Source organism: Glutamicibacter sp. NPDC088483, from assembly GCF_044753145.1.
In the GTDB taxonomy this organism is placed as follows: domain Bacteria; phylum Actinomycetota; class Actinomycetes; order Actinomycetales; family Micrococcaceae; genus Glutamicibacter.
Map to the genome: position 1 here is coordinate 247,888 of NZ_JBIVMP010000003.1, position 26,258 is coordinate 274,145.

Genomic DNA, 26,258 nt, shown 5'->3' on the forward strand with positions numbered 1-26,258 from the left:
CTGCGCGGTTCTAGCCCAGCAGCTCGGGCAGTTCCTGCGGCGCGTTGCCCAGCACCTTCTGGGAGAGGAACTCGGTGACAACCTGGTACCAGATCTTGGCGTGCTGCGGGGACAGCACCCAGTGGTTCTCATCCGGGAAGTACAGGAACTGGTGCTCGGTGCTGCCGTCTTCCTTCTGGGGCAGCCCCGAATCGGCCAGCAGCTCGTACCACAGGCGCAGGCCCTCGCCGATGGGCACCCGGTAGTCCTTGTCGCCGTGGATGACCAGCATCGGGGTGACGATGCTGCCCACCGAATGATGCGGCGAGTTCTGCTCGCGCATTTCGGGGCTCATCTCGCGGGTCCAGTAGAACGCGGCGTCGGTGGTCTTGCCGAAGCCTTCCAGCGCCCACAGGCTGGCATGGGTGACGATGGCCTTGAAGCGGTCGGTGTGCCCAGCCACCCAGTTGGCCATGTAGCCGCCGAAGGAGCCGCCCATGGCGGCGGTGCGGGTTTCATCGATGTCCGGCCGCGCCTCGGCGGCATCGGTGATGGCCAGCAGGTCCGTATACGGTTCTTGGCCCCAGCGGCCCCAGCCGCGCTGGATGAACTCCTGGCCGTAGCCGGTGGACAGGGCCGGATCCGGCAGCAGCACGGCATAGCCCTGGGCCACCAGCAGCCATGGGCTCCAGCGCCAGCTCCAGGCATTCCACGAGCCCAGCGGCCCGCCATGGATCCACAGCAGCAGCGGCGCCTTGTCGGCGGCAGAAGCGGTGGCGGGCAGGGCCAGCCAGGCGCGGATGCTCGACCCGTCTTCGGCGGTGGCTGACACCTCGGTGAGCGTTCCGGGCAGGGCCGGACGGGACACCGGGGAGCGCAGTTCGGTCAAGGCCGCGAATTCGCCCGGCTCCAGATCCCCGGTATGCGCCAGGTCGATGGCTACCGGTTCGGCCGGGTACAGGTAGCTGGAACGCAGCGCGTAGGCGGTACGCGAGTCGCTGCGGATGGCCAGATCGGTGAACGCGCCGTCATCGGTGAGCCGGGTGATCTTGTCGTTGTACAGGCTCAGATGGAAGACCGGGGCGTGGCCGTTGTCATCGGCGGTCAGCAGCAGCGAGCGCCCGTTGGGAACCCACTGCAGGTCATTGACCCAGCGGTCCCAGCCGGCGGCGATCCGGTGGGTGGCGCCGTCGGCCAGGTCCATCAGCCACAACTCGAAGACCGGGGCGGTATCGGCGGTGGAACGCTCCCAGCGGGCGTAGGCCAGCTGGGTTGAATCCGGGCTGATCTTGCCCAGCGTATATTCGTACGTGTCGTCGGGGGCCAGCAGCATTTCGTGGGCGCCGGTGTGCAGGTCGATGCGCATCAAACCAGGGGCCGAGGAGGCCCGGCCTTCGGGAACTTGCCATTCGGTGACCAGGAAACTGCCATTGGAAGCAACGTCGTAGGACGTATCCTCCAGATTCGCGCCGACACCCGGGGTGAGGTCGGTGAGCTGGGTACTGGTGGCGTCCTGCAGGCCGGGCAGGGACCCGGTGTAGTAGTGCGGGGTGGCCGGTCCCAGATCTTCGTCCCAGTAGCGTACCGGATAGCCGGTGTGCAGGATCGCCGAGACCTTCTTGTCCTTGCGGCCGGTGCGCAGTGCCGCTTCGGCCTCCAGATCCTTGGCACGGGAGAAGGCCGAGGTGCGCAGCACGATGGTCTGCGGGGACTGCTGGCAGATCCGCAAGGACTGCACCCCGGCTGGGTGGGAGATCACCGAACGGGCTTCGCCTCCTGCCACCGGAAGGATCCAGCCTTCGGCCTTGGCGTCTTCCTTCGACGAGCGCTTGGCCACGAAGAGCAGGTCGCCGTTGGCGGTGAACTGCGGTTGCGATTCGCCGTGCTCGCCGAACGTCAGCCTGCGTGCTGGTTCTTCGCCTTTGGGATCCAGCGACCAAAGGGCGCTTTCGTATTTCGTCCCGTCCTCGGAAAGCTCGCTGAGGGTGGTGACGAGCTTGGTGCCGTCGGGGGAGAGCGCCAGGCCGCTGAGGCGGCCCAGGCCGATAAATGAATCTAAATTATGAAATGAATGCTTAGAGTGTTCCACTTCACATATCTTGCCACTGTTCGCGGCTGGGCACTACCGGAAATCGAAAATTACCTGGCATCGGGAGCACGACCGGGACAACTTGCAACTAAGGCGTGATGCTGCAGCTATTGGAAAAACCTGCAAGGCCATGGAGGATGGGTTCCATGGGGGAGCTCGCGATGTCAGCTGCATGACCGGATGATCGATCAAGGAGTTGGAAAAGATGAACCGTGCCAGAACCCGTCTAGGCGCGCTCCCGATGATGTGCGCGGCAGCGCTGATGCTGGCTGCCTGCCAGGGAGCCGAGCCGGAACCGGCCGAAAGCCAGAGCGCAGCACCCAGCGGAACGTCTCCATCGGCAAGCGCCAGCGCGCCGACCGCTTCCAGCCCCGAATCCAGCCCAACGCAAAGTACCGCAAGCGCGGATGCGCCAAGCTCGGCGGCGCCAGAGCTGAGCCAAGTGCATGAAGTGCACGGCATCCGCGTCTTTACCCCTGAGCAGTGGACTGCCACCGGGGACGACTGCGACGGCGAGTGCACCGAGTGGGATGAATGGGAGATCAAGGGCGCGCAAGGCAAGCACGTGCTGACCCTGATCCCCACCACGGCAACCTCTCCGGATGGAGACACGGCGCTGTATGAACGGGAGCTGCTGGATCGCAAGGAACTTGAAAATCCCGGAGCGGATACCGGATTCCGCCCGACGAGCCTGATTGCCGAGTTCTGGGAATCGACGGACCAGGAAGATGGGGAGAAGGATTCAGGATTCGACATTGCCCTGATCGATGACGAAGAGCTCGGCAAGCGCGATGAGAACCCGGACCTGAACTTCTTCAGGATCGGCGAGCAGTCGCCGATGATGTGGGTTGAAGAGGATTATCTGGAAGACCATGGTGTTCCTGACGACCCGACCAAGCAGCAAGCGCAGCAGTTCCTGGGCACCGAGCAATACGCGTTGGTGCGCGACATCCTGCTCAGCGTGGAACCTGCCGTCGGCTAGCCCAACCAGAACATAGGAAAGGCAACAGAAATCAGACGATCGCGCTGGCTTCTGTTGCCTTTCTTCACGCCTCAAGAAGCTGCATTCCGCGCCCAGAATTGGTAGCGAGTGTGCTGTGTTCCACGCAAGGGTGCGGAAGGGCTGCAGATGCTGAAGACCATCGAAGCGGGCAGGAGAAATTGCCGCTGAGTGGCGAAGATGCAGGGTGCGTTGGAAACCTCGGTGGCCGCGAAAAGCAGGCTTGGCTGTGCCGTCTGTGCGGTGTAACCAAAGCCCAAAAAGACTCTCATGTCACATTGTGTGGCCTGTAACATGCTACTGTGTGTAGGCACACAAAGTCATAACGTGAAAGGTGCACACATGGGCGTGCTGGCACTTGGCGTATTCATCGCCGTGACAGTCATAGTTAACGTCGTACTGAAACGGCGTATTTCAGAGGCGCTGGTACTAGCGCTGATAGCTTGTTCACTGGTCGGCGGCGCGGATGCGCTGAACTTGTTGAGCGCAGCAGTGATAGACGGCTTCCAATCAGACGTGACCTTCGCGGGCATGGCCTTTGTGTTCATGGGAGTGATCGTCTCGGCGACAGGCCTGATCGAGCGCCTGATCCATATCCTGAACTCGATGTTCGGGCGCGTTCGTGGCGGATCGGCCTACGTCTCGACCCTCGGCTCGGCCGCAATCGGACTGGTGGCGGGGTCAACCGCAGGCAACACGGCGACGGTCGGCTCGGTAACCATTCCGTGGATGAAGGAAAACGGCTGGTCTTCCAACCGCGCTGCAACGCTGGTAGCAGGAAACTCCGGCTTGGGCGTCGCGCTCCCGCCGAACAGCACCATGTTCATCCTCTTGGCCATGCCGGCTGCCGCTGGAATTTCCGCTGGCGACGTATATGTTGCACTGGCCATTGGTGGCGCTTATTGCGTGCTCTACCGCATGATCCTGGTGTTCACTTGGGCTCGTGCCGACGGCATTCCCGTAGCGAATCGCGATGGCATAGCGACGCTGGGGCAAGCATTGCGCGAAGGCTGGCGCTCGCTGCTGATCTTCCTGGGTATCGCGATCCCCGTCGCGCTGACCTTCGGCCCGCTGTTTGAATTCCTATCCCGTCCGGAATTGGTGGGCAAGGACTCGATGGGATCGATCTCGATCATCGTTTGGGTTCCGATTCTGATTTCGGCGATCGCATTGATCGAGGGGCGAAAGCGGATCTTCGCACCGGATTCGAAGTTCAAGGTGATCTTGAATCGCGAGCTGCCGCAGTTCGCCACTGTTGGTGTTTCACTCTTCGCGGCGCTGAGCGCATCGAACATCATGGAGGCCCTGGGCGTCGGTCCGCAGCTTTCAGATTTCCTGGGTTCACTGGATATGCCAAAGGCGGCGATTGTCGCAATCGTCTGTGTCATGGCTGTGGTCGTAGCCACCCCGCTGTCCTCGACGGCAACCGCCGCGGCCGTGGGTGCACCGGCAGTGATGGCGCTGACCAGCGTGGGTATCGACCCAGTCATCGCCGTGGTGACAGTGCTGTTGTGCACCTCGACCGAGGGTTCTTCGCCACCGGTCGGAGCGCCGATCTATTTGGCTGCCGGCTTCGCCGAAACCAATCCAACCAAGATGTTCATGCCATTGCTGGGCTACTTCGTGCTGCCAATGATCGCCATTGCCTGGCTTGTCGGCATGGGCTGGCTGCCGATTCCGATTTCGTAGGAGATAAACATGCGACTCATGAAAATTCTGTTTCTGATCTTCTTGGCGCTGTTCATGATCGGCGGCACGGCAATCGTCGGCACGCAGCTGGCAGGTGTGCTGTCGCTGAATGGCGACCTGGTCAGCGGCGCAAAGCAGGTCCTGTACCCGTGGACATTCAGTTTCGCGACAGCGTGCGCTCTGTGTGCCTTCGTGCTGCAGTATTCAAAGGAATACAAGGAAGACGAGCAGGACTAGTAGCCAGCTGTCAGTTCTGTCCACAAGTTTTCAGGGTCAAGGTCCAAACCTTGGCCCTGAACTGCTTGTGCGAGCAAAAGCTTTCCTGTCGCGACCAGGTGCTGGCGCATCGCCAGGGCCGCTGCCGGGGCGTTGCCACTGGAGATTGCGGTGATAATCGGTTCATGCTCGACCATGATGTCGCTCAGCGTGCGCTGCTTGCCTGCGGTGGAAACGCCCAGCAGCCGCGTTGCGACACGAAGGCGGTTCACGATGTTGCGGCCGCGGTTCGATTGCGCGACTTCAAGGATGAAGTCGTGCAGCTGCTGGTCCAGATCGAAGAACTCTTCGGTCAGTTCGGCTTCGGCGCAACGGGACAGACCGCCAACGATCTCATTTAGCTGCGCTGCGATTTGCGGGGTGCAGGCCTGCGCGGCTCGGAACGCGGCAGGAACCTCCAGAGCCAGCCGTAGCGAGAAAATTTCTGCGACATCTTTTGGCTGGGTCGGAATGATGCGGAAGCCGCGATTCCGCGCAAATTCAATCAAGCCGGCTTCTTCCAGACGCAACAGGCCATCGCGCACCGGTGACCGGGAGATCTTCAATCGATCAGCCAGCTGGTACACGCTGTAGAGGGTGTCGGTCTTCAATTCCCCAGAAATGACAGCTGAACGGACGTAGTCCATCACTTGTTCGGTCAATGTGCGCCCATGTTGGGCGGGGACTTGGGGATCGGAGGTCATGAACTGATTCTCTCATTGAAATCGACTGCGGAGTTTTCACGTAATCAAGAAACTAAACAGTGTGTAACATGTTACTCTGATGAGACGAATCAACGAGAGGCGATCACCATGTCAGCTCAGTCGAGCATCCAGACCTTGAGTCCTGAGGCAAATGAGATGCGGGAACGGCTACGGACCGATCTGACGACTCGGGCTGCATATATTTCCGATGCCTCGATATTCCGTCGGGTTCCGCAAGCGGTCCTCGAAGTGCGCAGCGAGGCCGACATCGCCTTGGGTATCGAATATGCCAAGGCCGAAGGCCTTTCGATCACGTCGCGAGGTGGCGGCACCTCGGTTGCGGGCAACGCCATCGGCGAGGGGTTGATCCTGGACACCTCCCGCTATTTCAATAAGATCCTCGACATCGATCCCGAGGCGAAGACCGCACGCATCCAGCCTGGAGTCATCTGCGACCAGCTGCGTGATGCGGCTGCTGAATACGGACTGACCTACGGCCCGGACCCGTCGACCCATAGCCGTTGCACCGTAGGCGGCATGGTGGCCAACAACGCTTGCGGCTCGCACTCGCTGGCGTGGGGCACCGCCGCGGACAACGTCGTGTCCATGAAGATCATGCTAGGCGACGGATCCGTGGTTGAGGTCAACTCCGACGGCACCAGCAGCGAAGAACTTGACGGGAATCTCAAGGCGCTTCGCGATGCGAACCTCAAGGAATTGCGCACCGAACTGGGCCGCTTCGCCCGCCAGGTCTCCGGCTACGGCATGCACTATCTGCTCCCGGAAAACGGGTTCAATGTCGCCAAGGCGCTCTCCGGTTCCGAAGGTACCTGCGGGGTCATCACCGAGCTGGTGGTGCGCCTTGTCGAGAAGCCGAAGCATACGGCGCTGGCAGTATTGGCTTTTGAAACGGTCTTCGACGCCGCGGCTGCGGCTGCATCCCTGCGCCGGCCAGGCCTTGCCACCGCGGAAGGCATGGGCGGAGATCTGCTCGATGCGCTGCGTAGCCGCCCCGGGCAGCAGGATGCCGGATCCAACCTGCCAGGCATGGGTGCCGCCAACCGCGGTGGCGCAGCCAAGGCCGGCGGCTGGCTCTTCTGCGAGACTGCTGGGCAAACCATGGAACAGGCACGAAGCATCGCCGATGAGCTGGTGCAGTCCGCGTATGCCGCGCAGACCGGAGCTGCGATCGATGCCGTGGTCGTGACGGACCATGCCGAGGCCCGCACGCTATGGAAGATCCGCGAAGCCTCCGCCGGTATTGTCACCCGTCTGCCAGATGGCGGCGAGGCCTGGCCGTCCTGGGAAGATTCCGCGGTTCCGCCGGAAAATCTCGCCGACTACCTGCGCGACCTGTACGCGCTCATGGACACCCATGGACTGCGCGGCATCCCCTTCGGGCACTTCGGCGAGGGATGCGTCCACGTGCGCATCTCCTTCGATTTGGGCACCGAAGAAGGCATGGCGATCTTCCGCCAGTTCATGGAACAGGCCGCCGACACCGTAGCCAAGCACGGAGGCTCGCTGTCCGGCGAGCACGGGGACGGCAGGGCGCGCTCGGAATTGCTCACCCGCATGTACAGCCCGAAGATGATGAAGGCATTCGCCAGCTTCAAGGCGGCCTTCGATCCCGAGGGCCTGTTCAACCCCGGGGTATTGGTCAATCCGGAACGCATCGATGAGTCGCTGCGTCCCGGACCCGGGCAGCGCAGCTTCGAGCTGACGCCGGTTCATGCGCTCTCGCGCGACAAGGGTTCCTTGGTCAACGCGGTCAACCGCTGCGTGGGCGTAGGCCTGTGCCGTTCGGACGAGGGGGCCATGTGCCCGTCCTTCCAGGGCACTCATAACGAGGTCAACTCCACGCGCGGCCGTGCCCGGGTGCTTTCCGAGATGTTCCGCGGCACCACCTTGCCCGATGCCTACAAGTCCGAAGAGGTGAAGGACGCCCTGGACCTCTGTCTGTCCTGCAAGGCCTGCGCTTCCGAATGCCCGGTCAATGTGGATATGGCGACCTACAAGTCGGAGTTCCTGCACAAGTTCTACGAGGGTCGCATCCGCCCGATGGCGCACTACACCATGGGGTGGCTACCCAAGCTCACCCACTGGATGCACCAGGTGCCAGGTGCGGCATCCTTGGCCAACACCGTGCTGCGCTTCGAAGCGGTGCAACGGCTTGTCAAGAAGGTTGGCGGCATTGAACCGACACGCAAGATGATCACGTTCTCGGGCGAATCGCTGCAGCGCTGGGCGGCCAAGCGGAACGAAACAGAAGCCGCATCGCCGCAGGGCACCGTGGTGCTCTGGCCGGATTCCTTCAACAACCACCTGGATACCGGACCAGGCGAGGCGGCAGTCGAAGTGCTCGAAACCCTCGGCTACCGGGTGATCATTCCCGAAGGGTTCGTCTGCTGCGGTTTGACGTGGCACTCAACCGGCCAGCTGGATACCGCGCGCAAGGTCATCAAGCACACCTTGGACGTCATGGAACCCCTGGTCAAGGCAGGCTACCCGGTAATCGGCCTGGAACCGTCCTGCACGGTGATGCTCGGCCACGAAATCACCGAGCTGGTTCCCGAGGATCCTCGCGCGGCGGCGCTGTCGGCGGCCGTCGTGCCGTTCGCGGATCTGATCGCCAAGCATGTTCCGGCCGATGGCAAGCCCAGCGCCAGCTGGCCCTTCGAACAGCTGAACGTCGGCGCGGTGTCGCAAGTCCATTGCCATGAGCGTTCGCAGGGTGACCATGGCTCATCCTCGGCCGTGCTGCGCAGCATCGGCATTGACGAGCGTGAAATCGAAACCGGCTGCTGCGGCTTGGCCGGCAACTGGGGATTCGAACCCGGACATGCAGAACTATCCCGCTCGCTGGGCGAACGCGAGCTCTTCCCGGCCATCCGCAATCGTGCGCAGGACGATGTGGTGCTCGCCGACGGATTCTCCTGCCGCACGCAGATCGCCGAGGGCACGGAGGTCCGCGGCATGCATCTGGCGCAGGTGCTGCTCAAGGCCAAGATCACCGGCTAGCCAGGCTCGGAACGCAGAAAACCGGCCCGGACACAGCGCGATGCTGCATCCGGGCCGGTTCTGCGATCCTGCTACGGCTGGTTGGCCGGCTGCTCGTTGCGCAGCCGTGCCTCGGCGATCTCGTTGATCCGTCCGCGGCACAGGTACCAGCCGCCGATGATCAGCGGGATGATGATCACCAGCGAGGCAACCGTCCAGGTGCCTACCGGATTATCGAAGGCCATCATCACCAGCACCAGGGCCAGGAAGCCCAGGGTTACCCAGCCTGAAACCGGGGCGAATGGCATCCGGAAGCTGGGTCGATCCTGCTCTCCGCGCTTGGCGGACTTCATCAGGGCCATCTGGCACAGCACGATCATCGCCCAGGAGGCAATGATGCCGATGGCAGCGAAGTTCAGCACGATCTCGAAGGCCTTGGCCGGGACCACGGCGTTGAGCACCACGCCGAGCACTGCCACCACGGCGGTGATCACGATGCCGCCGTAGGGCACCCCTGCCTTGTTCATCCGTCCGGCGAATTTCGGTGCCGACCCGTTCAATGACATGGAGCGCATGATGCGCCCGGTGGAGTAGAGCCCGGCGTTCAGCGAGGACAGCGCCGCGGTGAGCACCACCAGGTTCATCACCACGTCCATGCCCTGCACGCCGATGGATCCGAAGAAGGTCACGAACGGCGATTCCCCGGCGCTGTACGCGGTGTAGGGCAGCAGCAGCGAGAGCAGTACCAGCGAGCCGACGTAGAATACGGCGATGCGGATGATCACGGTGTTGATCGCCTTGGGCATGACCTTTTCCGGATTCTCCGTTTCACCCGCGGCGGTGCCGATCAGCTCGATGGAAGCATAGGAGAAGACCACGCCCTGCATCAGCACCAGCACCGGCAGCAGGCCGTTGGGCAGCAGCCCCCCGTTATCGGCCAGCAGCGAGAAGCCGACCTCATGCCCGTCCAGCGGGGTACCGAAGATGACGAAGTAGCAGCCGACAATCAGGAAGGCCACCAGGGCCACGACCTTGATCAGCGCGAACCAGAATTCCATCTCGCCGAAGGCCTTGACGGAGATCAGATTCATGGTGAGCACCACGGCCAGCGCGGCCAGCGCCCAGAGCCACTGCGGCACCGAGCTGATCCACCCCACGTATTTGCCGAAGAAGCCCATGTACAGGGCGACCGCGGTGATGTCCACGATGGCGGTCATCACCCAGTTCAGCCAGTACAGCCAGCCGGTGGCGAAGGCCGCCTTCTCGCCGTAGAACTCGCGGGCGTAGGAGACGAAGGAGCCGGTCGACGGACGGTGCATGACCAGTTCGCCCAACGCCCGCAGGATCAGGAAGGCGAAGAAGCCGCAGACCGCGTAGCTGATCACGATGCCCGGGCCGGCCGCCTCGAGGCGCCCTCCGGCGCCCATGAACAGGCCGGTGCCAATCGCTCCGCCAATGGCGATCATCTGCATCTGCCGGGAGGACAGGCCCTTGTGGTAATCGTTGTCGCCGGCCGTCAGCGCGGCATCGGGGACGTGCGCCGCGGTGGCGTGCGGAGTGGAATTATCCATATGATTCCTCGGATCTAGTCGGTGAGGTTGGCGAGGCGCTCGGGGGAGAGCAGCTCATTGAGGTCTTCGGCCGAGAGCAGGCCGCGTTCGAGCACCAGCTCGGCCACGCCGCGCCCGGTGTGCAGCGCTTCGAGGGCCACCGAGGTGGATGCCGCGTAGCCCAGCCTCGGGTTCAGCGCGGTGACCAGGCCGATGGAGTTCTCCACCTCGCGGCGCAGCGCCTGCTCGTCCACGGTGATCCCGTCGATGCACTTGTGCGCCAGGGTCAGGCAGCCGTTGGCCAGGTGCTTCAGGGAGAGCCCGATGGAGTGCACGATCACCGGCTCGAAGGCGTTCAGCTGCAGCTGCCCGCCCTCGGCGGCCATGGTCACGGTCAAGTCGTGGCCCACCACCTGGTAGGCGATCTGGCTGACCACTTCCGGGATCACCGGGTTGACCTTGCCGGGCATGATCGAGGAGCCGGACTGCACGGCCGGCAGCTGCAGGTCGTTCAGGCCCGCGCGCGGACCGGAGGAGAGCAGGCGCAGGTCGTTGCAGATCTTGGAGATCTTCAGCGCCACGCGCTTGAGCACGCCCGAGAGGTGCACGAACGCGCCCACATCCGAAGTGGCTTCGATCAGGTCCGGGCTGGTGGTCAGCGGCAGGCCGGTCAGCTCGCGCAGGTGGCGGCAGGCGGCCTCGGCATAGCCGGCCGGGGCGTTCAGCCCGGTGCCGATGGCGGTGGCGCCGAGGTTGATCTCGGTGACCAGGCACAGCGATTCTTCCAGCCGCGCCCGGTCCTCGCCCAGGGTCACGGCCCAGCCGCGGAACTCCTGGCCCACGGTCATCGGCACGGCGTCCTGCAGCTGGGTGCGGCCCATCTTCACCACGGTGCGGAACTCGGCGGCCTTGGCGATGCACGAATCCTGCAGCACCTCGATGGCTGCCAGCAGCGGCTGGGTGGCGAAGTGCGTGGCGATGTTCACCGCGGTCGGGTAGGCGTCGTTGGTGGACTGCGAGAGGTTCACATGGTCGTTGGGGTGCAATAAGGAGTACTCGCCCTTGGCATGGCCCATGATTTCCAGCGCCAGGTTGGCGATGACCTCGTTGGCGTTCATGTTCGTGCTGGTGCCGGCCCCGCCCTGGATCGGGTCGATGATGAATTGCTCATGCAGCGCCCCGCCGGCGATGGCCTCGCAGGCCTGGTCGATGGCGTTCGCGCGCTGGGCGTCCAGCAGCCCCAGCTCGTGGTTGGCACGCGCCGCGGCCTGCTTCACGCGCGCCAATGCGCGGATCAGGTGCGGGTTGCCGGACAGCTCGGTGCCGGTGATGTCGAAGTTCTCCTTGGCGCGCAGCGTGTGCACGCCCCAGTAGGCATCCGCCGGGATATCGCGGTCGCCGATCAGGTCATGCTCGCTGCGGGTCTGGCCGCTGAGCAAGGTTTCAGGCATGGTGGATTCTTCTCCAGGATTCGTTGAAATGGTTGGAACGGAAAAAATTACAGTGCGGCCAGCAGGCCCACGGGCGCACCGCCGCCAAAGGCCGGGCTGGTAGCCAGCGGTTCAAGGGCGATCGCGGCCTCGGAGCCCAGGTGCTCGGCGAGCAGCTTGGCGGTGATCGGCATCCGGGCGCGGTCCGAGCCGTCGGCGATCTTCACGGCCAGCGCGCTGCCATCGGGCAGGCCCACGGCCTGGATGCCCTCGAAACCGTCCTTGGCCACGGAGCCGGGCACCGCGCGCATCAGGGCGGTGACATCGCGGCCAACGCCGGCTACCAGTTCCGGGTAGCCGGCCATTGCCGCGGCCACGCGTGCCTCGGCGGTGCCTTGCGCGGCGCTGGCCAGCTTGCCGAAGGCGCGGGCCAATCCGGCCAGGGTCATCCGGTAGACCGGGGTGCCGCAGCCGTCGGTGCTCACCCCGGAGATCTGTTCGCCCGAAAGATCCTCCACGGTGTCCTGCAGCAGCTGCAGGAGGCGCTCGTCGTGCAGGTAGTTGGCGGTGTCCCAGCCCTTGAGCTCGCACAGGGCCGCCAGTGCGGCGTGCTTGCCCGAGCAGTTCTGCGCGAGCGCGGTGGCCTTGCCGCCAGCGGCCAGGTAGTCCTGGCGCTCGGCAACGCCGTAGGGCAGGTCGGTGGAATTGCGCAGCGCTGTGTGGTCCAGGCCGGCGGCGGCCAGCGTGGATTCGGCGACCTGCAGGTGGCGCGGGCTCCCGGAGTGGCTGGCCGAGGCCAAGGCCAGCTGCTGGTCGTCGAGCTGCAGTCCGGCGCGCAGCATGCCCACGGCGAACAGCGGCTTGAGCGCCGAGCGCGGGTAGAACGCGGCCTGGGCATCGCCGCGGCTGGCGGCGATGGAGCCGGCGGGATCCAGCAGCACGGCCGAGCCGTAGTGGATGGACTCCACGGCCTCGCCGCGGGTGGCGATGACCAGCGGTTCGTGCTGCGGCAGTGCCTCAACGACCAGCGAAGCGCGCAGGGTCTGGGGATCGGCGGGGGTCACTTCTTGCTCCTGACTATGGTGGATACTGCTTGCTGCACCGCATTGAGGTGCTTGGCCATCGCATTGTTGGCCGCTTGCGGGTCTTGGGCGGCGATGGCCTGGTAGATTTCCTGGTGCTCCGAGTTCGACGGCGACCGGCGGCCGGCAACCAGGTTCACGGTCTCGGACTGGCGGGCCATGGCCTCGCGGATGTCCGCGACGACCTTGGAGAACACCGAGTTGCCGCTGGCCTGGGCGATCGCGGCATGGAAGGCGGCGTCCAGCTCGACCCAGGCTGCCGGGTCGTCTTCCTGCTCCATCGCCTCGATCAGCCCGCTGATCCGCTCCAGGTCCTCGGCGGTGCGCCGGGTGGCGGCGAGGGTGGCAGCCGGGATCTCGATATGCGGACGGGCTTCGTGCAGGTCGTCGGAGGAGAACGTGCCCAGTTTCAGCTCGCGGGTGGGCCGGTGGGAGACCACGAAGGTGCCGCGCCCGGTTTCGGTGCGGGTCAGGCCCAGGGCCGCGCAGGAGCGCAGCGCTTCGCGGATGACCGAGCGGCTCACGCCGTAGTCGGCCGCGAGGGCAGCTTCGGATCCCAGTTTCGCGCCGATGGCGATTTCCTGGGCTTCAATGGCTAGGCGGAGTGCATGGAAGACGCCTTCGGCAGCGGATCGTCGTTCGATCGGTTGCTGTCCGGGTGTCCAGCTGTCAGACAGGTTCACGTGTACCAGTCTGGGGTGTGATCCACTTAACGTCAAGTCGGGAACTGGAGCAATCGGGAATGCTCAGGTCAGTGACGCGCGAACACCGCGGACGCGATGCCGGAGGCAAGGTATCCGCGGTGTTCGCCGCTGGTCCTCAGTCTTTCTCCAGGATGCTTTTCAGCGCCCGGAGATCAGCCATATTGGCTCGCCGCATCATCATTTCCATCAGCGGGCCGGCCAGTTTGCCGAAGCCAGTTGGCTCGCCGTCATTGCGCAGCTGGACCCGGGTCGCCGTTGGCCCTATCGCTTCGAAGCGATAGGTGGTGCGCATGGGAAACGGGCCCTGCGCGGTGGCCATGACCAGTTCCTCGTTCTCCGCGAACCTGGTGACTTCGTAGGTGTAGGAAAGCTTCCGTCCAAGGAACCTGGCTTCGAAGGCGGTGCATGATCCGAGGCCGAAGCCATGGGGATCCAGCCGGCGCACCGAGTGGATATTCCGGTACCACGCTGGAGCGTTCAGCGGGTTCATCGCGTAGCCGGCCACCACGGATCGTGGCCGGTCGATAGCGATGCTCGTGGAGACGTCAACCATGGGAGGTCCTCAGGCTCCTGCGGGAACGCGGCCGGTGAACGCAATCAGGCGATCCAGGCTGCTGGCGGATTCGGCGACCATGGTTTCTTCCGCGAAGGAACCGGAGGTGCGCTGAGCCGGTCCCACAGTCTTGCGTGCCAAGCCCAGTACGTATTCCGCGTGGCCAGGATGGATCGCGAACTCCTGGCCGGTCGCCTGGGCGAAGTCCCACCCGTGAACCATCAGTTCCAGATTCAGGATCCCGGCAACCACTGAAGCCGGCATGACAGCGAATCCGAGATCAATCTCGCCGGCAACGCCGCGAGCGGCAAAAGCCTCCAGGGTCGGCTGCACCAGGTTGGCGATGCGTGCTTCCGGCGCCAGGGCCGGGTCATCGGATACCGCAGCGCCCAGGGCACCGCCGATCATCGAGACCGAACCCGCAAGGTGATCCAGCAGCTCGCTCACGGAGAACTCGGAGCAGGGAGTGGCTTTGGCCAGGTCCGCTGCGCAGATGTTGTTCAGGATGAACTGCAGGGCTGCCACGGAGCCCTCGGCGGAAACGATCGGGTTCTGCGGCTCGGGAACGGCGTTCCACTCGTCGATGGCTGCTTCGCCGGTTTCAGCAAACTCCTTCAGGCGGTCCAGGAAGTGGTTCCATCCCTCGGCGTGGCCCGAGGACTGCTCGGCGTCCAGCCCCTCATGGCGCAAGGTCAGGGCCGTGCCCTGATCCAGCGGTTCCAAGGTGATGAAAACCGTCGAATCGCCGGGCGGAACGGCATCCGAACCTTCCCAGCCCATGGTGAAGACCAGGCGCCTGCCGGGCTCGATTTCGGTGAAAGCGCCCGAAGCCTGGTGGCCCGGACCCATGGTGAAGCGGTAGCTGCCGCCGGTCTGCAGGTCGACGCGGTTGGCAACGGTTTGCCAGCGGCGAAGGCGCTCCGGGTTGGTGACCAGTGCAAAGGCGGTGTCGGCGTCAACGGGGAGGATGACTGTTCGTTCAAAGCTCATGGCTTTTCTCCTGGTGGCTGGTGCGGTGGCCCATTGAACGACGCCAATTCGGCGGCCTCGGCAACGAGCAGGTCGAGTTCGGTATTCCAGAACGAGTCAAGGAGGGCCTTGAGCTTCGTGATGCCTGCAGGGTCCAGCGAGTAGTAGCGGCTGCGGCCATCCTTGCGGGCTTGCAACAGTCCTACGTCAATCAACAGCAGCAGGTGTTGCGAGATGGCGGAGCGGCTGACGGCGAAGTTCGCGGCCAGTTCCGTCACCGTGCGTTCCCCGGAACCCAGCAACTGAATCAAGCGCCTGCGCGTTGGCTCGGAAGCGACTTCCAGTAGATCAAGCATGAAAAATACGTTAGCAGTCACTAACGCGTTGTTGCAAGGGATTCGGAGCAGCTTTTTAGGCTGATGCGGAAGGCGCCGTTAAAGCACTAGTGGGCGCCACGGCAAAATGCCGTAGCGCCCACTCATGGCGAAAATACTTAAGGGATCGTGATGATCTGGCCGGCGTAAGCCAGGCCGCCACCGAAGGCGAAGAGCAATGCCTTGGAACCCGAAGGCAATGGCTCATCCGAAGCCATCAACTTGGAAAGAGCCAGCGGAACCGAAGCGGCCGAAGTGTTGCCCGAGTACACCACATCGGTGGCCACGCGCGCGTTCGGTGCGCCGATCTTCTCTGCCAATGGCTCGATGATGCGCAGGTTGGCCTGGTGCAGGACAATGGCGTCCAGCTCCTCAGGCTTCATGCCGGCACGGTCGATGATTTTCGAAGCGATCTTCGGCAGCTGCGTGACGGTCCAGCGGTAAACGCTCTGGCCGTTCTGCGCAAACTTCATGTTGTTTTCTTCTTCGATGCGCACTGCATCGGACAGGGACGGAACCGAACCCCAGACCACCGGCGAGATGCCGTTGTCCTCCGATGCGGTGATCACGAAGGCGCCAGCGCCGTCCGCGGTCAGCACGCAGGTGGTGCGATCGGTGAAGTCGGTGTAGTCGGTGAGCATCTCCGAGCCGATAACCAGGGCATTCGTCGCCGAGCCAGCGGCAATGGCGCCCTGGGCCAGGCCAACTGCGTGGGCAAAGCCTGCGCAAGCCACGTTCACGTCCACCGCTGCCGGTCCTTGGTCCATGCCCAGGGCGTTAGCTACGCGTGCGGCCATGTTCGGCGAACGGTCCGTAGCGGTGCAGGTGGCGACGATGATCATGTCGATATCGGCTGCCTTGATGCTAGCGGCGTTGCCCAGCGCCATCTCTGCGGCCTTGATGGCCATGGAGTCTACGGTTTCAACACCGGTTCCCCAGCGGCGTTCTTCGATGCCGACACGTCGGGTGATCCATTCATCGCTGGTTTCCACCAACTTTTCCAGCTCGGTGTTAGGGACGATGCGCTCTGGCTGGAAGTGGCCAAAGGCGACGACTTTGCTGCCGGTCATGGATATAGCTCCTCGGTGGATTCAAATCTTCTCTTCTAAGATTAGTCGTTTTGGATGCTACTCGCCGTTCATATGCGCCAGAAAGCATGTGTCAGCCAGTTTTACCTGCCTTCATTGGCCGATTTGTCCGATTATCGGCAAAACCCCGATTCTTCAGGACTTCATATGGCGTCGACACCCTGTTCACCTGCTGGCCAGAACCCCGGCGTTCAATGGGATGAAATGCAGCAGCCGTGAAGGAGGAAAAAATGGAACCTCTGACGATAATCCAATTGAGCGACACCCACCTACGTCCCGAAGGGCAGCTGCTTCACGGATCCATCGATTCGTGGCAACGAACAGAACAGGCGCTGGAAGCAGCCGCTTGCCTGGATCCGGATGCCATTGTGGTGACCGGCGATATCGCAGACCGCGGTTCGGACATCCATGAGCGGGCCGCAGAGATCTTCAACCAGGCCCAGCGCGAACTGGATTGCCCGGTCATCACCGTTCCGGGCAACCATGATCCGTTGGGCGCGATTGGAGAATCCTTCAACACCAGGCGCCTGTCCACCGGTCCGCATCCAGCCGACACGGTGCACGAGATCCTGGGACTACGGATTATCGGATTGGACAGCGGGGGATTCCAGTTGGCCCGGGGACGCCTGGAACAGCGGCAGCTCGATTGGCTTGCCTCGCTGCTGGCGGTTCCGGCGCCGCGCGGATCCCTGCTGCTGATGCACCATCCTCCGGTGGAAGCCGCCAATGAAGCCCGCGCCGGCCGCGGGCTGGAGAACCCGATGGAGCTGGCGGCCATCGCCGCCGGAAGCGATATCCGTGCAATCCTTAGCGGCCACTACCATCAAGCGTCCACCAGCCAGCTGTTGAGCACCCCGGTGTTCATGGCTCCCGCAGTGTCCTACAACATGAATCCATTTGCCCCGACGCAGATCGTTGACGAACCCGCAGCGGGATTCAAGGTCATCAAGGTCGGAGCCAAATCGGTCGACGCGTTCGCTGCAACCAGCGGCCAGTACGCCGCGCTGCAGGCCAGCACCCCTCTGCCAGCGCCGGTCAAGAGTTCGCAGACCGGCAACTGACTCCAAGAACGCTACTTCGCACCGGGCACCAGTTGCTTCGGTGCATGCCAGAAAGAAGAAGACGATGAGCGCAAAGAAACTGATCCTGATCCGCCACGGACAGACCGAATGGAACAAGGCAGGACGCCTGCATGGACGCAGCGACCTGCCACTGAACGATACCGGCATCCGCCAAGCCCAGCAGCTGGCCACCGAGCTGGCACCCGAAGACACTTGGGACGCAGTGTATTCCTCCCCGTTGTTCCGTGCCCGCCAAACAGCGCAGATCCTCGCCAATAGCCTGGGCATCCGTGCCCTGCACGAAAACCAGGAACTGATGGAGCAGGACTTCGGCGATCTCGAAGGCACCCTGGTGGCCGATGGCGCCGACGAACAGCGCCAACTGCTGGTTGGCACCGGAGAAACCGAAGAACATCTGGTGGGGCGTGCAGTGAACGCATTGTTCAAGATCTGCCATCAGCATCCCGGGCAGAACGTGATGGTCGTGAGCCACAGCGCCTTGATCTGCTCGGTAATCGCCGCGCTCACCGGCGAAAGCAATCCGCGCATGGCCAATGGAACCTATGTCGAGCTGGATGCGCAGCTACTGGTCAACCACGTCTCACGCGAACCGCTGTGGCATTAGGAAGCAAAGAGCAAAGCCGCGTGCCGGCCATGGATCATGGCCGGCATGCGGCTTTGCGTTCTAGTCAGCGGCGGGCTAGCAACAGCTGAAGCAGCGGCTTACCACCAGGATGCGCCTTCGACGGTGACCTGGGGCTTCTCGCCGTACCAATCCACGCTGCCCGTGAAGCTGCGGGTGAGCTCTTCTTCGTCGTAATCAATGAACTCCGTGTCATTGAGCTTGTACTTGAAGACGATCTCGGAGCTTGAGAAACTGCCCGATTCCTCGATGGCCACGCTTTCAGCATGCGACTTCACAGAGAACGATGCGATGTCCTTGGACTGCAAGGTGCTCGGGCAACCGTCATCGAGGTTGGTTGGAACGGTCACGCAGGCAGTAGCGAACTTCTTGACCTCATCCAGAACCAGCTCGTCGAGCTTCTGGGTGGTGGTCGTAACCAGCGCCGCCTGTGCCGGCTGCGAATCAGGATGGTTGACGCGCAATTCCTGCGCTTCGCTCGTCAGGTATTCATTGCCAGGCGCTGAGACATCATAGATGCCCGGGTAGGCGTAGAAGCTGCCGGTGAAGGAACTTCCCTCGCCGTAGTAGTCCTCGCTTTCAAGCAGCTTGACCTTGGCCTTGCCGACAGTGACTTCCGAGCTCTTATCGGAGGTGATCTCCACCGGAACAATCAATGCTTCATTGAGCACCCAGGTATCGAGCAGGCCGAAGTCCTTGTCGCCCGCGTCGACATTGAAGGAGCGTTCGTGGCGCTCGCCGTTGATGGAGTAGATCGCTCGCACACGGGCCGAGTCCTTGCCCTTGGATTCCTCGATGACATCAACGAGTTCCAAGCGCTGCTTGGCGTTGCCCAGGACATCGTCGCTGAGCAGGACGCGCGAGGCGTTGTCGATCCCCGGGTCGACCATCTCGGTCGCCTTGCCGGCCTGGCCCTCGGCAAGCAGCGCGAGGTATTTCTCAACTTCAGCTTCGGGCTTGCGCTGCCCGTTCAGGTAGGCGATGGCACCGAAGCCCAGACCGGCAATGACTGCCAGCGCAAGAACCGAGAAGCCAACGGCCTTGGCCTTCTTCTTGGACTCTTCCGAGGCCGGGGCCAGCGCCGGAGCCGGTTCACCAGCCATCGGCTGGCCGTTGGCGGCCGCGGCAGGGGTGGATTGGGCTGCGGCGGCAACTGGAGCAGCCTGGCTGGGTGCGGCTGCAACCGGCGAAGCCGGAGCAACGGCGGGTGCCTGGCCGGAAATCCATCGCGCCGAGGCGTCCTTGCCGGCAATCACTGCCAGCAGGGATGGGGCGAAGCGGTAGACCTGCAAGGGCAGGACTTCTGCCAGCAGCGAGCCAGCTGCGGCCCCGAGTGCCAGGAAGATCACCGAGTACCAGGTGATGCCATAGGACATGCTGCCGCTCATGTTGCCCATCTCGTTGGCGGTGATGGCGCCACCCAGGGAGATGTTGGTCAGCCCGGCAAGAATCATCCACAGGACCAAAGCCGCCACTGGCAGCTGCCAAGCGCGCTGCAGGTTGAAACCAGTGGCCAGTCGACCACGGTGCACGCCAATACGGATAGCCGCCAGGAGTACCAGGAGGGCGCTCAGGACCAGGAGCCAAGCACCCTTGCCGTCGGCCATATCCCAGATGCGCAGGACGGATTCGGGCATGGCATCGGCGGTGTATTCGCCCAGGAAGCTGGCCATGCCGGAGACATTCGGAGCCAGCGCCCCGAGGAAGCCCAACGCTGCCACATATGAACCGATGGTTCCCAGCAGCGGGAGCAGGATCAGGCCCAAGCTCCAGGGCATGTCATCTGGACGCTGGGTGAATGCGGCAATGATGCCGACCAAGGCGAAAGCCGCCAAGGTCGAAACGGCCAGGGCCACGGCCTCGCGGACGCCGGTAATCAATGGGGATCCGGAGTTGGCGCGCTGGGGTGCGGTGGCAAGGAACTGCGAGAAGAAAACGGCCAAGGCAATCGTGAAGAAGACACCTGCATATCGCGGGGACACCGCGGCGGAGAAGAATTCGCCACCCTGGATGCTGAGCTTCCCGAAGAGCGCAATGACCAGGAAGACCAATGCCAGGACCAGCGCGTGCAGTCCGGAGGCTAATGCAGCGCTCTTCCAACCGCCGTTGCGTGCGCCACGACGCAGCTTGCGCACGATCAGGTAGTTCGCGGCGCAGATTGCCACGATGGAGGTGACCGAAACGAGGGCGAATGCGAGGCTGAGCTCGCCGAACATGCCGAATCCGCCTCCGGATCCGGTGATCTTCAGCCCGCCGCCCAGGACGGCACCGAAGACCATGATGAAGGCCTTGAAGGAATTGAGCTGGGACGCCACGTTGAATTCAGCGGAGCTGCCGCCACCGATCTCCTTGGCCATTGAGGCCAGGGGGATCAGGTAGCAAAGAGCCAGGACGATGCCAATGGCCGCAATGGCGCCGGCTTGGAATCCAAGAAGCTGCAGGCTGGCACGGGACTTCAGTTCCAGGACCGCGTTGGTGAATTTCCTGACCTGCCGGTTCTGCCCGGCATTCTGGAACGGGTTCGCCGGTGCCGCCGGCGCAGGCAATGGATCCGAAGGTGCCGGTGGCACCTTGGGATCATCAGGCAATTGCGTATTTTCCAAGGTGAGTCCTCACATGGTGCGATGATGGCGTCACATCCGGGCGTTCTTGGAAACTTAAAGTCGAACAATTGGAATATGACCTTCCAATTACATAACAAGTAAGTGGAAGAACAAAGTCCAGTTAAGAAACATGCGGCGGCTTAAGGAGCGAGTTCCGCTTTTCACGTCACCGGTAAATGGAAAAGCCGGTGCGGTTGGATCCCAGAAGACCCAACCGCACTGGCTAATCGGACAGCGGCTACAGCGAACGCAGCACCACTGCGGTGCCCTGGCCGCCGCCACCGCAGATGCCGATGGCGCCCAGGGAGCCGGCCGGCATCTCGTGGAGCTGGCGGGCTAACGTGCCAATGATGCGTGCACCGGAAGCGCCGATCGGGTGGCCCAGGGCAATCGCGCCGCCATGCGGATTCACGATGGAGGCATCGAGACCTAGTGCCTTGGTGGACTGCACCGCGACAGCGGCGAAAGCTTCATTGATTTCGACGGCCTTCAGGTCCTGGGCTCTGGCGCCGGCCTTCTCCAGGGCTGCGCTGATGGCATTGGATGGCTGCTCGTGCAGGGTGCGGTCCGGGCCGGCAACGAAAGCGTGCGAGAGAATTTCAGCCAGCGGCTCCAGGCCCAGGCGCTCAATGGCCGCATCGCTGGCCAGCACCACGGCTGCTGCGCCGTCGGTGATCTGCGAGGAGTTGCCCGCAGTAATGGTGCCTTCCTTGGCAAAGGCCGGACGCAGCTTGCCCAAGGATTCCACGGTGGTTGCTTCGCGGATGCCATCATCTTCGCTGATCGTGGTGTCGCCGCGACGGCTGGAAATGGTAAATGGCGCAATCTCGCCGGCTGCGAAATCGCGGGCCGCGGCAGCGCGCTGGTGGGATGCGGCCGAAACCGTATCCTGGGCCTCGCGGGTCATCGACAACTTGGCATTGTGCTCCTCGGTGGAAGCGCCCATCGAACGCTTCTCGGCAGCATCGGTCAGGCCGTCGTATTCCAGGGTGTCAATCAGTTCAATGGCACCGTACTTGGTTCCGGCACGGGCGCGCTGCACATGCGGAGCCAGGGACATGGATTCCTGGCCGATAGCCAGGACAACGTCTGCCTCGCCGCTATTGATCAGACGGGCTCCTGCCACAACGGCCTCGGCACCTGAGAGGCATACGGCATTCACGGCGATGGCCGGAACATCCAGCGCAATGCCGGCACCCACGGCGGATTGACGGGCCGGGTTCTGGCCGGCGCCACCTTGCAGCACCTGGCCGGCGATGACCTGCTGGACCTCGCTGGGATCAACTCCGGCACGTTCCAGCGCGGCCTTGCCGGCATGGGCGCCGAGCTCGGTGGCTGGAACAGCGGCGAAGGCGCCGTTGAATTTCACGAATGGGGTACGGGCGTAGCCCACAATCTTTGCGGTCATGCTTTCAGATCCTCCACAATATCCACGGCAAATTCTGCTGCCGTGATTTCCTTGATGGTTTCCACGCTTTCACCCGGGGCTACTGCACGCAGGGTCAAGGTCGAGTTTTCTATATCAAACACTGCTCGGTCGGTGATGATGCGGTTGACCACGCCGACTCCGGTGAGCGGCAAGTCGCATTTCTCCACAATCTTGGACGTCCCGTCCTTGGCCACGTGATCAGTCAGAACGATCACGCGCGGGGTGCCGGCGACCAGGTCCATGGCTCCGCCCATGCCCTTGACCAGCTTGCCCGGGATGGTCCAATTGGCCAGATCGCCATTGGCGGCCACTTGCAGGGCGCCGAGGATCGCGGTCTGGACGTGGCCGCCGCGGATCATGCCGAAGGAGGTCGCCGAATCGAAGAAGCTGCCGCCGGGCAGGATGGTCACGGTCTGCTTGCCTGCATTGATCAGATCCGCATCTTCTTCACCTTCATAGGGGAAGGGGCCCATGCCCAGCAGGCCGTTTTCGCTTTGCAGCTTGACCGAAACGCCTTCCGGCAGGTTGTTGGCCACCATCGTGGGGATTCCAATACCGAGATTCACATACTGGCCGTCGGTTAATTCGCTAGCGGCAATGGCCGCCATTTCATCGCGAGTCCACATGCTCAGGCCTCCTTTCGGTTGCGCACGGTGCGCTGTTCAATGTCCTTGACCGCATCGGCCTGCACCAGGGTCTGCACGAAGATGCCGGGGGTCTCCACCAGCGACGGATCCAGATAGCCCTCGACAATTTCCTCGGCTTCGGCGAAGGTATGGCGGCCGGACATGGCGGCCAGCGGGTTGAAGTTCTTCGAGGTCATCCGGTAGCGCAGGTTGCCTTCGGCGTCGGCCTGGTGCGCCTTGACCAGTGCGATATCGGCAAAGATGCCACGCTCGAGGATCGCTGGCTTGCCGTTGAATTCCATGAATTCCTTGCCTTCGGCGATCGGAGTTCCCACGCCGGTGGGGGTGAAGAAGGCGGGAATGCCCACCCCGCCAGCGCGCAAGCGCTCGGCCAAGGTGCCCTGCGGGCAGAATTCAACTTCCAGATCCCCATCGAGGAACTGCTGTGCGAACAGCTTGTTCTCCCCGACGTAGGAGGCCAGGACCTTGGAGACCTGCTTATTTTCCAGCAGGATGCCCAGCCCTTTGCCGTCTACGCCCATGTTGTTTGACACGATGGTCAGGTTGGTTGCCTTCGAATCCCGCAGTGCAGTGATCAGGCGGTTGGGGATGCCGGAGAGGCCGAAACCGCCTACTGCGATGGTCATGCCATCCTTGACGACGGCAGCCAAGGCGGCGGCTGCGTCATCCCGAAACTTCGTTGTCATCGATTCCTCCATGTGTCCACTATGTGGAGCGCGGATCTGCTTATCCTCTAACGTACGTAGTCGCAGGTGAGCATGCAATAGACCCGGTGCATTGACGGGTAACTGGTCGGATGGTGAGGAAGAACGGCCAAGCGGTCCATATTATGGACATAGCTGAGAGGGCTAGACGATGTCGAACTCATTGCCTTCGATATCGAACATGCAGATAGCGAAATGGCCCATCTCTGGCATGTCGTGAACGGTGCGGACTTTGGCCCCCAGAGCCACCAGGCGCTCTGCCTCGTCGGTGATGATTTGCCTGCGTTCCTCGAAGCGAACGCCGCGGCCGCCGCTGACCAGCAAGTCCAGATGCAGGCGATTCTTGATGCTCTTGGCCTCCGGTACCTGCTGGAACCAAATCCTTGGCCCACCACCTTGCGGATCGACCAGCGACTCCGGTTCATCACCGGTTCCGGGCGGCAATTCATCATCCGGCACGCCCATGGACTGCCAGTAGGCGCGCCAGGTGGGATGCCCGTCCGGGGCGGGCTCGGGAACGTAGCGCAAGGCTTCGGCCCAGAACCGGACCATTGCTTGCGGGCGGGCGCAGTCGATGACGATTTGCCATGTATTTTCCATGTGCTGAATTATCCGCCGACCAGCTCGATAGCAACAGGGGTACGGCGACAAAGTATGAAGCGGGAATTATCCGGCCCGTAACCGATCGTCCATAATGTGGTCATGAGCAATTCCCCGGCTGGAACCCAAGTCGTAGGGCGGCTGGCTGCCGTGCTTCGCACCGTGAGCACAGCAATGCCCGAGGGCATCACCACGACGCAAACTGCCCGGAGCACCGGTTTGGCCCGGCCCACCGTGCATCGGCTGCTCAGCGCGTTGGCCACCGAAGGATTCTGCGACCACGATCATCGCACCGGCCGCTGGCTGCTTGGCCCCGAGCTCTACCTCATGGGCGCGGTGGCAGCCGAGCGCTACGACATCAGCGAACTGGCCCGCGAGCATGTTGCCGCGCTGGCCGAGGCGACCGGGGAAAGTGCGTTCCTCTCGGCGCGGCGAGGGGACGAAACCGTGTGCTTGCTGCGCCAGGATGGAGCCTTTCCCATCCGCTCGTTCGTGCTGTATGAAGGACGGCGCTTCCCGCTGGGAGTCGCTTCGGCCGGAATCGCGATCCTTGCTTTCCTGCCTGAACAGGGCATTGAGCGCTACCTGCGCGATGCCGATCTAGAGCCAGGATATGGGCCGGCGCATTCGCGCGAAGAGCTGCGCAAAAAGGTCGCCGAAACCCGCCAGCTGGGCTATTCGGTCAACCCCGGCTTGATCGTCGAGGGCAGCTGGGGCATGGGTGCTGCGGTTTTCGACAACTCGGGACAGCCTGCCTGGGCACTGAGCCTGACCGGGATCCACACGCGCTTTGAAGCGGACCGCCGCGAAGAGCTGGGCAACCTGCTGCTGCACCACGCGCATGAGTTGTCCACCAAGCTGTCGGCCCGGTCAAGCACGCTGCCACGCTAGTTTTTCCTTCCCCTGTACAAAGCTTCCTGCGGTAATCTTTCAGATCGGCGGGAATGCCTATTTCCAGGATTCTCCGTGACGCAGCCAAGTGCAGAAGGACGGAAAATTTGGGCACTATCCCGGCCGGAATCAACACCCCGCAGGTCATCGTTGACGTAGCGAAGCTCCAGCAGAACATTGACCGGGTGGCCCACCGGGTGGCGAGCCAGGGCCTGAAACTGCGCCCGCATGCCAAGACGCATAAGATGCATGAAATCGCCGAACGCCAGATGGACGCCGGTGCCGCCGGACTCACCGTGGCAACTGTCGGCGAAGCCCTCGCGTTTGCGCTGCACGGGGTCGCGAAGATCTTCATCGCCTACCCTCTGTGGGTCAATGAATCCCAGGCGGCACGCATCCTGGAGCTGATGCGCCGTGCCAAGCTGAGCATCGGCACGGACTCTGTCCAGGCCGTGCAGCAGATGGCCAGGATGCTGGGGGAGAAGGCCTCCAAGATCAAGCTCGTCATCGAGATCGACAGCGGCCATCACCGAAGCGGCACCAGCCCGCAAGGCGCGGTGGAAATAGCCGATGCCGCCCGTGCGGCAGGCATGCGCGTGCATGGGATCTTCACCTTCCCCGGCCACAGCTACTCGCCGGACGGCATCGACGCGGCACTCAACGATGAGCACAAGGCCCTGGCCGAAGCGGCGTGCCTGCTGCGCGAGGCCGGGCATGCCATCAAACGCATCAGCGGGGGCTCCACCCCGACCGCCGAACTGAGCGACAACTCGGTGCTGACCGAGGTGCGTCCAGGGGTGTACGTCTTCGGCGATGCGCAGCAGTTCGAGCTGGGGCGCGTGCGCTGGGAGGATATTTCCCTGACCGTCGCGTCCACCGTGATCAGCCGCCATGAAGGCGATGGGCAGATTCCCCGGCGCATCGTGCTGGACGCCGGCAGCAAGGTGCTCGGAGGCGACCGCCCGGCCTGGGCCACCGGATACGGACGCATTGCCCAGTGCCCTGAAGCCCGCATCAGCGCACTATCGGAGCATCACGCCACCGTGCTGTGGCCCGAGCACTTGGATCTGCCGGCCCACGGCGAGCAGCTCCACGTCATCCCGAACCATGTCTGCGTCGCGGTGAACCTGGTCGACAACGTGCTGGCAGTGCATGAGGACGGCACCAGCGAGGTATGGGATGTAGCGGCCCGCGGACTGAACTTCTAGATTCTG

23 protein-coding genes are annotated in these 26,258 nt (G+C 63.1%); 8 read left to right on the top strand and 15 right to left on the bottom strand.

All coding sequences use genetic code 11. From position 1 onward, the window contains the following. Nucleotides 1-10: 10 nt before the first annotated feature. A complete protein-coding gene (locus ACIP6G_RS07935; protein ID WP_365943332.1) occupies nt 11-2,068 on the bottom strand; it encodes a S9 family peptidase in 2,058 nt (685 codons plus the stop codon). Nucleotides 2,069-2,273: 205 nt separating this feature from the next. On the opposite strand from ACIP6G_RS07935, the gene ACIP6G_RS07940 reads away from it, so the two are divergent. The 3 genes from ACIP6G_RS07940 (at nt 2,274) to ACIP6G_RS07950 (ending at nt 4,994) form a co-directional block, all read left to right on the top strand. After that, nucleotides 2,274-3,050: a hypothetical protein gene (locus ACIP6G_RS07940; protein ID WP_365943333.1), complete on the top strand. Its 777-nt coding sequence runs from the start codon at nt 2,274-2,276 to the stop codon at nt 3,048-3,050. Nucleotides 3,051-3,395: 345 nt separating this feature from the next. Further along, nucleotides 3,396-4,757, top strand: a complete 1,362-nt coding sequence (locus tag ACIP6G_RS07945) for a TRAP transporter large permease subunit (RefSeq protein WP_400289455.1) — start codon at nt 3,396-3,398, stop codon at nt 4,755-4,757. Between the two features lie 18 nt (nt 4,758-4,775). After that, a complete protein-coding gene (locus ACIP6G_RS07950) occupies nt 4,776-4,994 on the top strand; it encodes a hypothetical protein (protein WP_219844362.1) in 219 nt (72 codons plus the stop codon). On the opposite strand, the gene ACIP6G_RS07955 is transcribed toward ACIP6G_RS07950, so the two are convergent. Further along, complete coding sequence (locus ACIP6G_RS07955) at nt 4,991-5,716, bottom strand: GntR family transcriptional regulator (RefSeq protein WP_105662022.1); 726 nt, start codon at nt 5,714-5,716, stop codon at nt 4,991-4,993. The genes ACIP6G_RS07950 and ACIP6G_RS07955 overlap by 4 nt on opposite strands. Nucleotides 5,717-5,824: 108 nt before the next feature. On the opposite strand from ACIP6G_RS07955, the gene ACIP6G_RS07960 reads away from it, so the two are divergent. After that, nucleotides 5,825-8,737 carry an FAD-binding and (Fe-S)-binding domain-containing protein gene (locus ACIP6G_RS07960; protein ID WP_365943335.1) on the top strand — a complete coding sequence of 971 codons (2,913 nt, stop codon included), beginning with the start codon at nt 5,825-5,827 and terminating at the stop codon, nt 8,735-8,737. Between the two features lie 71 nt (nt 8,738-8,808). Here the strand turns inward: ACIP6G_RS07960 and ACIP6G_RS07965 are convergent, their stop codons facing one another. The 8 genes from ACIP6G_RS07965 to ACIP6G_RS08000 form a co-directional block, all read right to left on the bottom strand. Beyond that, on the bottom strand, nt 8,809-10,287 hold the full coding sequence (locus ACIP6G_RS07965; RefSeq protein WP_105662020.1) for an amino acid permease: 1,479 nt from the start codon (nt 10,285-10,287) through the stop codon (nt 8,809-8,811). Nucleotides 10,288-10,301: 14 nt separating this feature from the next. Beyond that, the gene (locus ACIP6G_RS07970; protein ID WP_365943336.1) at nt 10,302-11,717 is read right to left on the bottom strand and encodes an aspartate ammonia-lyase; all 1,416 of its coding nucleotides are present in this window, start codon (nt 11,715-11,717) and stop codon (nt 10,302-10,304) included. A 47-nt stretch (nt 11,718-11,764) separates the two neighbouring features. Beyond that, the gene (locus ACIP6G_RS07975; RefSeq protein ID WP_286134627.1) at nt 11,765-12,760 is read right to left on the bottom strand and encodes an asparaginase; all 996 of its coding nucleotides are present in this window, start codon (nt 12,758-12,760) and stop codon (nt 11,765-11,767) included. Continuing rightward, a complete protein-coding gene (locus ACIP6G_RS07980) occupies nt 12,757-13,461 on the bottom strand; it encodes a FadR/GntR family transcriptional regulator (RefSeq protein ID WP_105656225.1) in 705 nt (234 codons plus the stop codon). Before ACIP6G_RS07980 ends, ACIP6G_RS07975 begins: the two co-directional genes overlap by 4 nt. Nucleotides 13,462-13,597: 136 nt before the next feature. After that, on the bottom strand, nt 13,598-14,035 hold the full coding sequence (locus tag ACIP6G_RS07985; protein ID WP_365943337.1) for an SRPBCC family protein: 438 nt from the start codon (nt 14,033-14,035) through the stop codon (nt 13,598-13,600). A 9-nt stretch (nt 14,036-14,044) separates the two neighbouring features. After that, complete coding sequence (locus tag ACIP6G_RS07990; protein ID WP_365943338.1) at nt 14,045-15,025, bottom strand: TIGR03086 family metal-binding protein; 981 nt, start codon at nt 15,023-15,025, stop codon at nt 14,045-14,047. Then, entirely contained in the window at nt 15,022-15,360 is a 339-nt protein-coding gene (locus tag ACIP6G_RS07995) for a helix-turn-helix transcriptional regulator (RefSeq protein WP_105656228.1), read from the bottom strand. Before ACIP6G_RS07995 ends, ACIP6G_RS07990 begins: the two co-directional genes overlap by 4 nt. A gap of 137 nt (nt 15,361-15,497) precedes the next feature. Continuing rightward, complete coding sequence (locus ACIP6G_RS08000; RefSeq protein ID WP_365943339.1) at nt 15,498-16,448, bottom strand: beta-ketoacyl-ACP synthase III; 951 nt, start codon at nt 16,446-16,448, stop codon at nt 15,498-15,500. Nucleotides 16,449-16,696: 248 nt separating this feature from the next. Between ACIP6G_RS08000 and ACIP6G_RS08005 the strand changes: the two genes are divergently transcribed. Together ACIP6G_RS08005 and ACIP6G_RS08010 are read left to right on the top strand one after the other, a co-directional pair. Then, complete coding sequence (locus ACIP6G_RS08005; RefSeq protein ID WP_365943340.1) at nt 16,697-17,527, top strand: metallophosphoesterase; 831 nt, start codon at nt 16,697-16,699, stop codon at nt 17,525-17,527. A 64-nt stretch (nt 17,528-17,591) separates the two neighbouring features. After that, on the top strand, nt 17,592-18,152 hold the full coding sequence (locus ACIP6G_RS08010; protein ID WP_365943341.1) for a histidine phosphatase family protein: 561 nt from the start codon (nt 17,592-17,594) through the stop codon (nt 18,150-18,152). Between the two features lie 98 nt (nt 18,153-18,250). Here ACIP6G_RS08010 and ACIP6G_RS08015 read toward each other — a convergent pair whose 3' ends face one another. From ACIP6G_RS08015 to ACIP6G_RS08035, 5 genes are all read right to left on the bottom strand, one after another. After that, entirely contained in the window at nt 18,251-20,773 is a 2,523-nt protein-coding gene (locus tag ACIP6G_RS08015) for a hypothetical protein (protein ID WP_365943342.1), read from the bottom strand. Nucleotides 20,774-21,011: 238 nt separating this feature from the next. Next, nucleotides 21,012-22,181, bottom strand: a complete 1,170-nt coding sequence (locus tag ACIP6G_RS08020) for an acetyl-CoA C-acyltransferase (RefSeq protein ID WP_365943343.1) — start codon at nt 22,179-22,181, stop codon at nt 21,012-21,014. Beyond that, nucleotides 22,178-22,828, bottom strand: a complete 651-nt coding sequence (locus ACIP6G_RS08025) for a CoA transferase subunit B (protein ID WP_105656234.1) — start codon at nt 22,826-22,828, stop codon at nt 22,178-22,180. Before ACIP6G_RS08025 ends, ACIP6G_RS08020 begins: the two co-directional genes overlap by 4 nt. 2 nt (nt 22,829-22,830) lie before the next feature. After that, the gene (locus ACIP6G_RS08030; protein WP_365943374.1) at nt 22,831-23,535 is read right to left on the bottom strand and encodes a CoA transferase subunit A; all 705 of its coding nucleotides are present in this window, start codon (nt 23,533-23,535) and stop codon (nt 22,831-22,833) included. 162 nt (nt 23,536-23,697) lie between these two features. Continuing rightward, on the bottom strand, nt 23,698-24,153 hold the full coding sequence (locus ACIP6G_RS08035; RefSeq protein WP_332488863.1) for a VOC family protein: 456 nt from the start codon (nt 24,151-24,153) through the stop codon (nt 23,698-23,700). A 102-nt stretch (nt 24,154-24,255) separates the two neighbouring features. On the opposite strand from ACIP6G_RS08035, the gene ACIP6G_RS08040 reads away from it, so the two are divergent. Together ACIP6G_RS08040 and ACIP6G_RS08045 are read left to right on the top strand one after the other, a co-directional pair. After that, on the top strand, nt 24,256-25,044 hold the full coding sequence (locus tag ACIP6G_RS08040) for an IclR family transcriptional regulator (RefSeq protein ID WP_105656236.1): 789 nt from the start codon (nt 24,256-24,258) through the stop codon (nt 25,042-25,044). Between the two features lie 107 nt (nt 25,045-25,151). Next, on the top strand, nt 25,152-26,252 hold the full coding sequence (locus ACIP6G_RS08045; protein WP_365943344.1) for an alanine racemase: 1,101 nt from the start codon (nt 25,152-25,154) through the stop codon (nt 26,250-26,252). Nucleotides 26,253-26,258 lie beyond the last annotated feature (6 nt).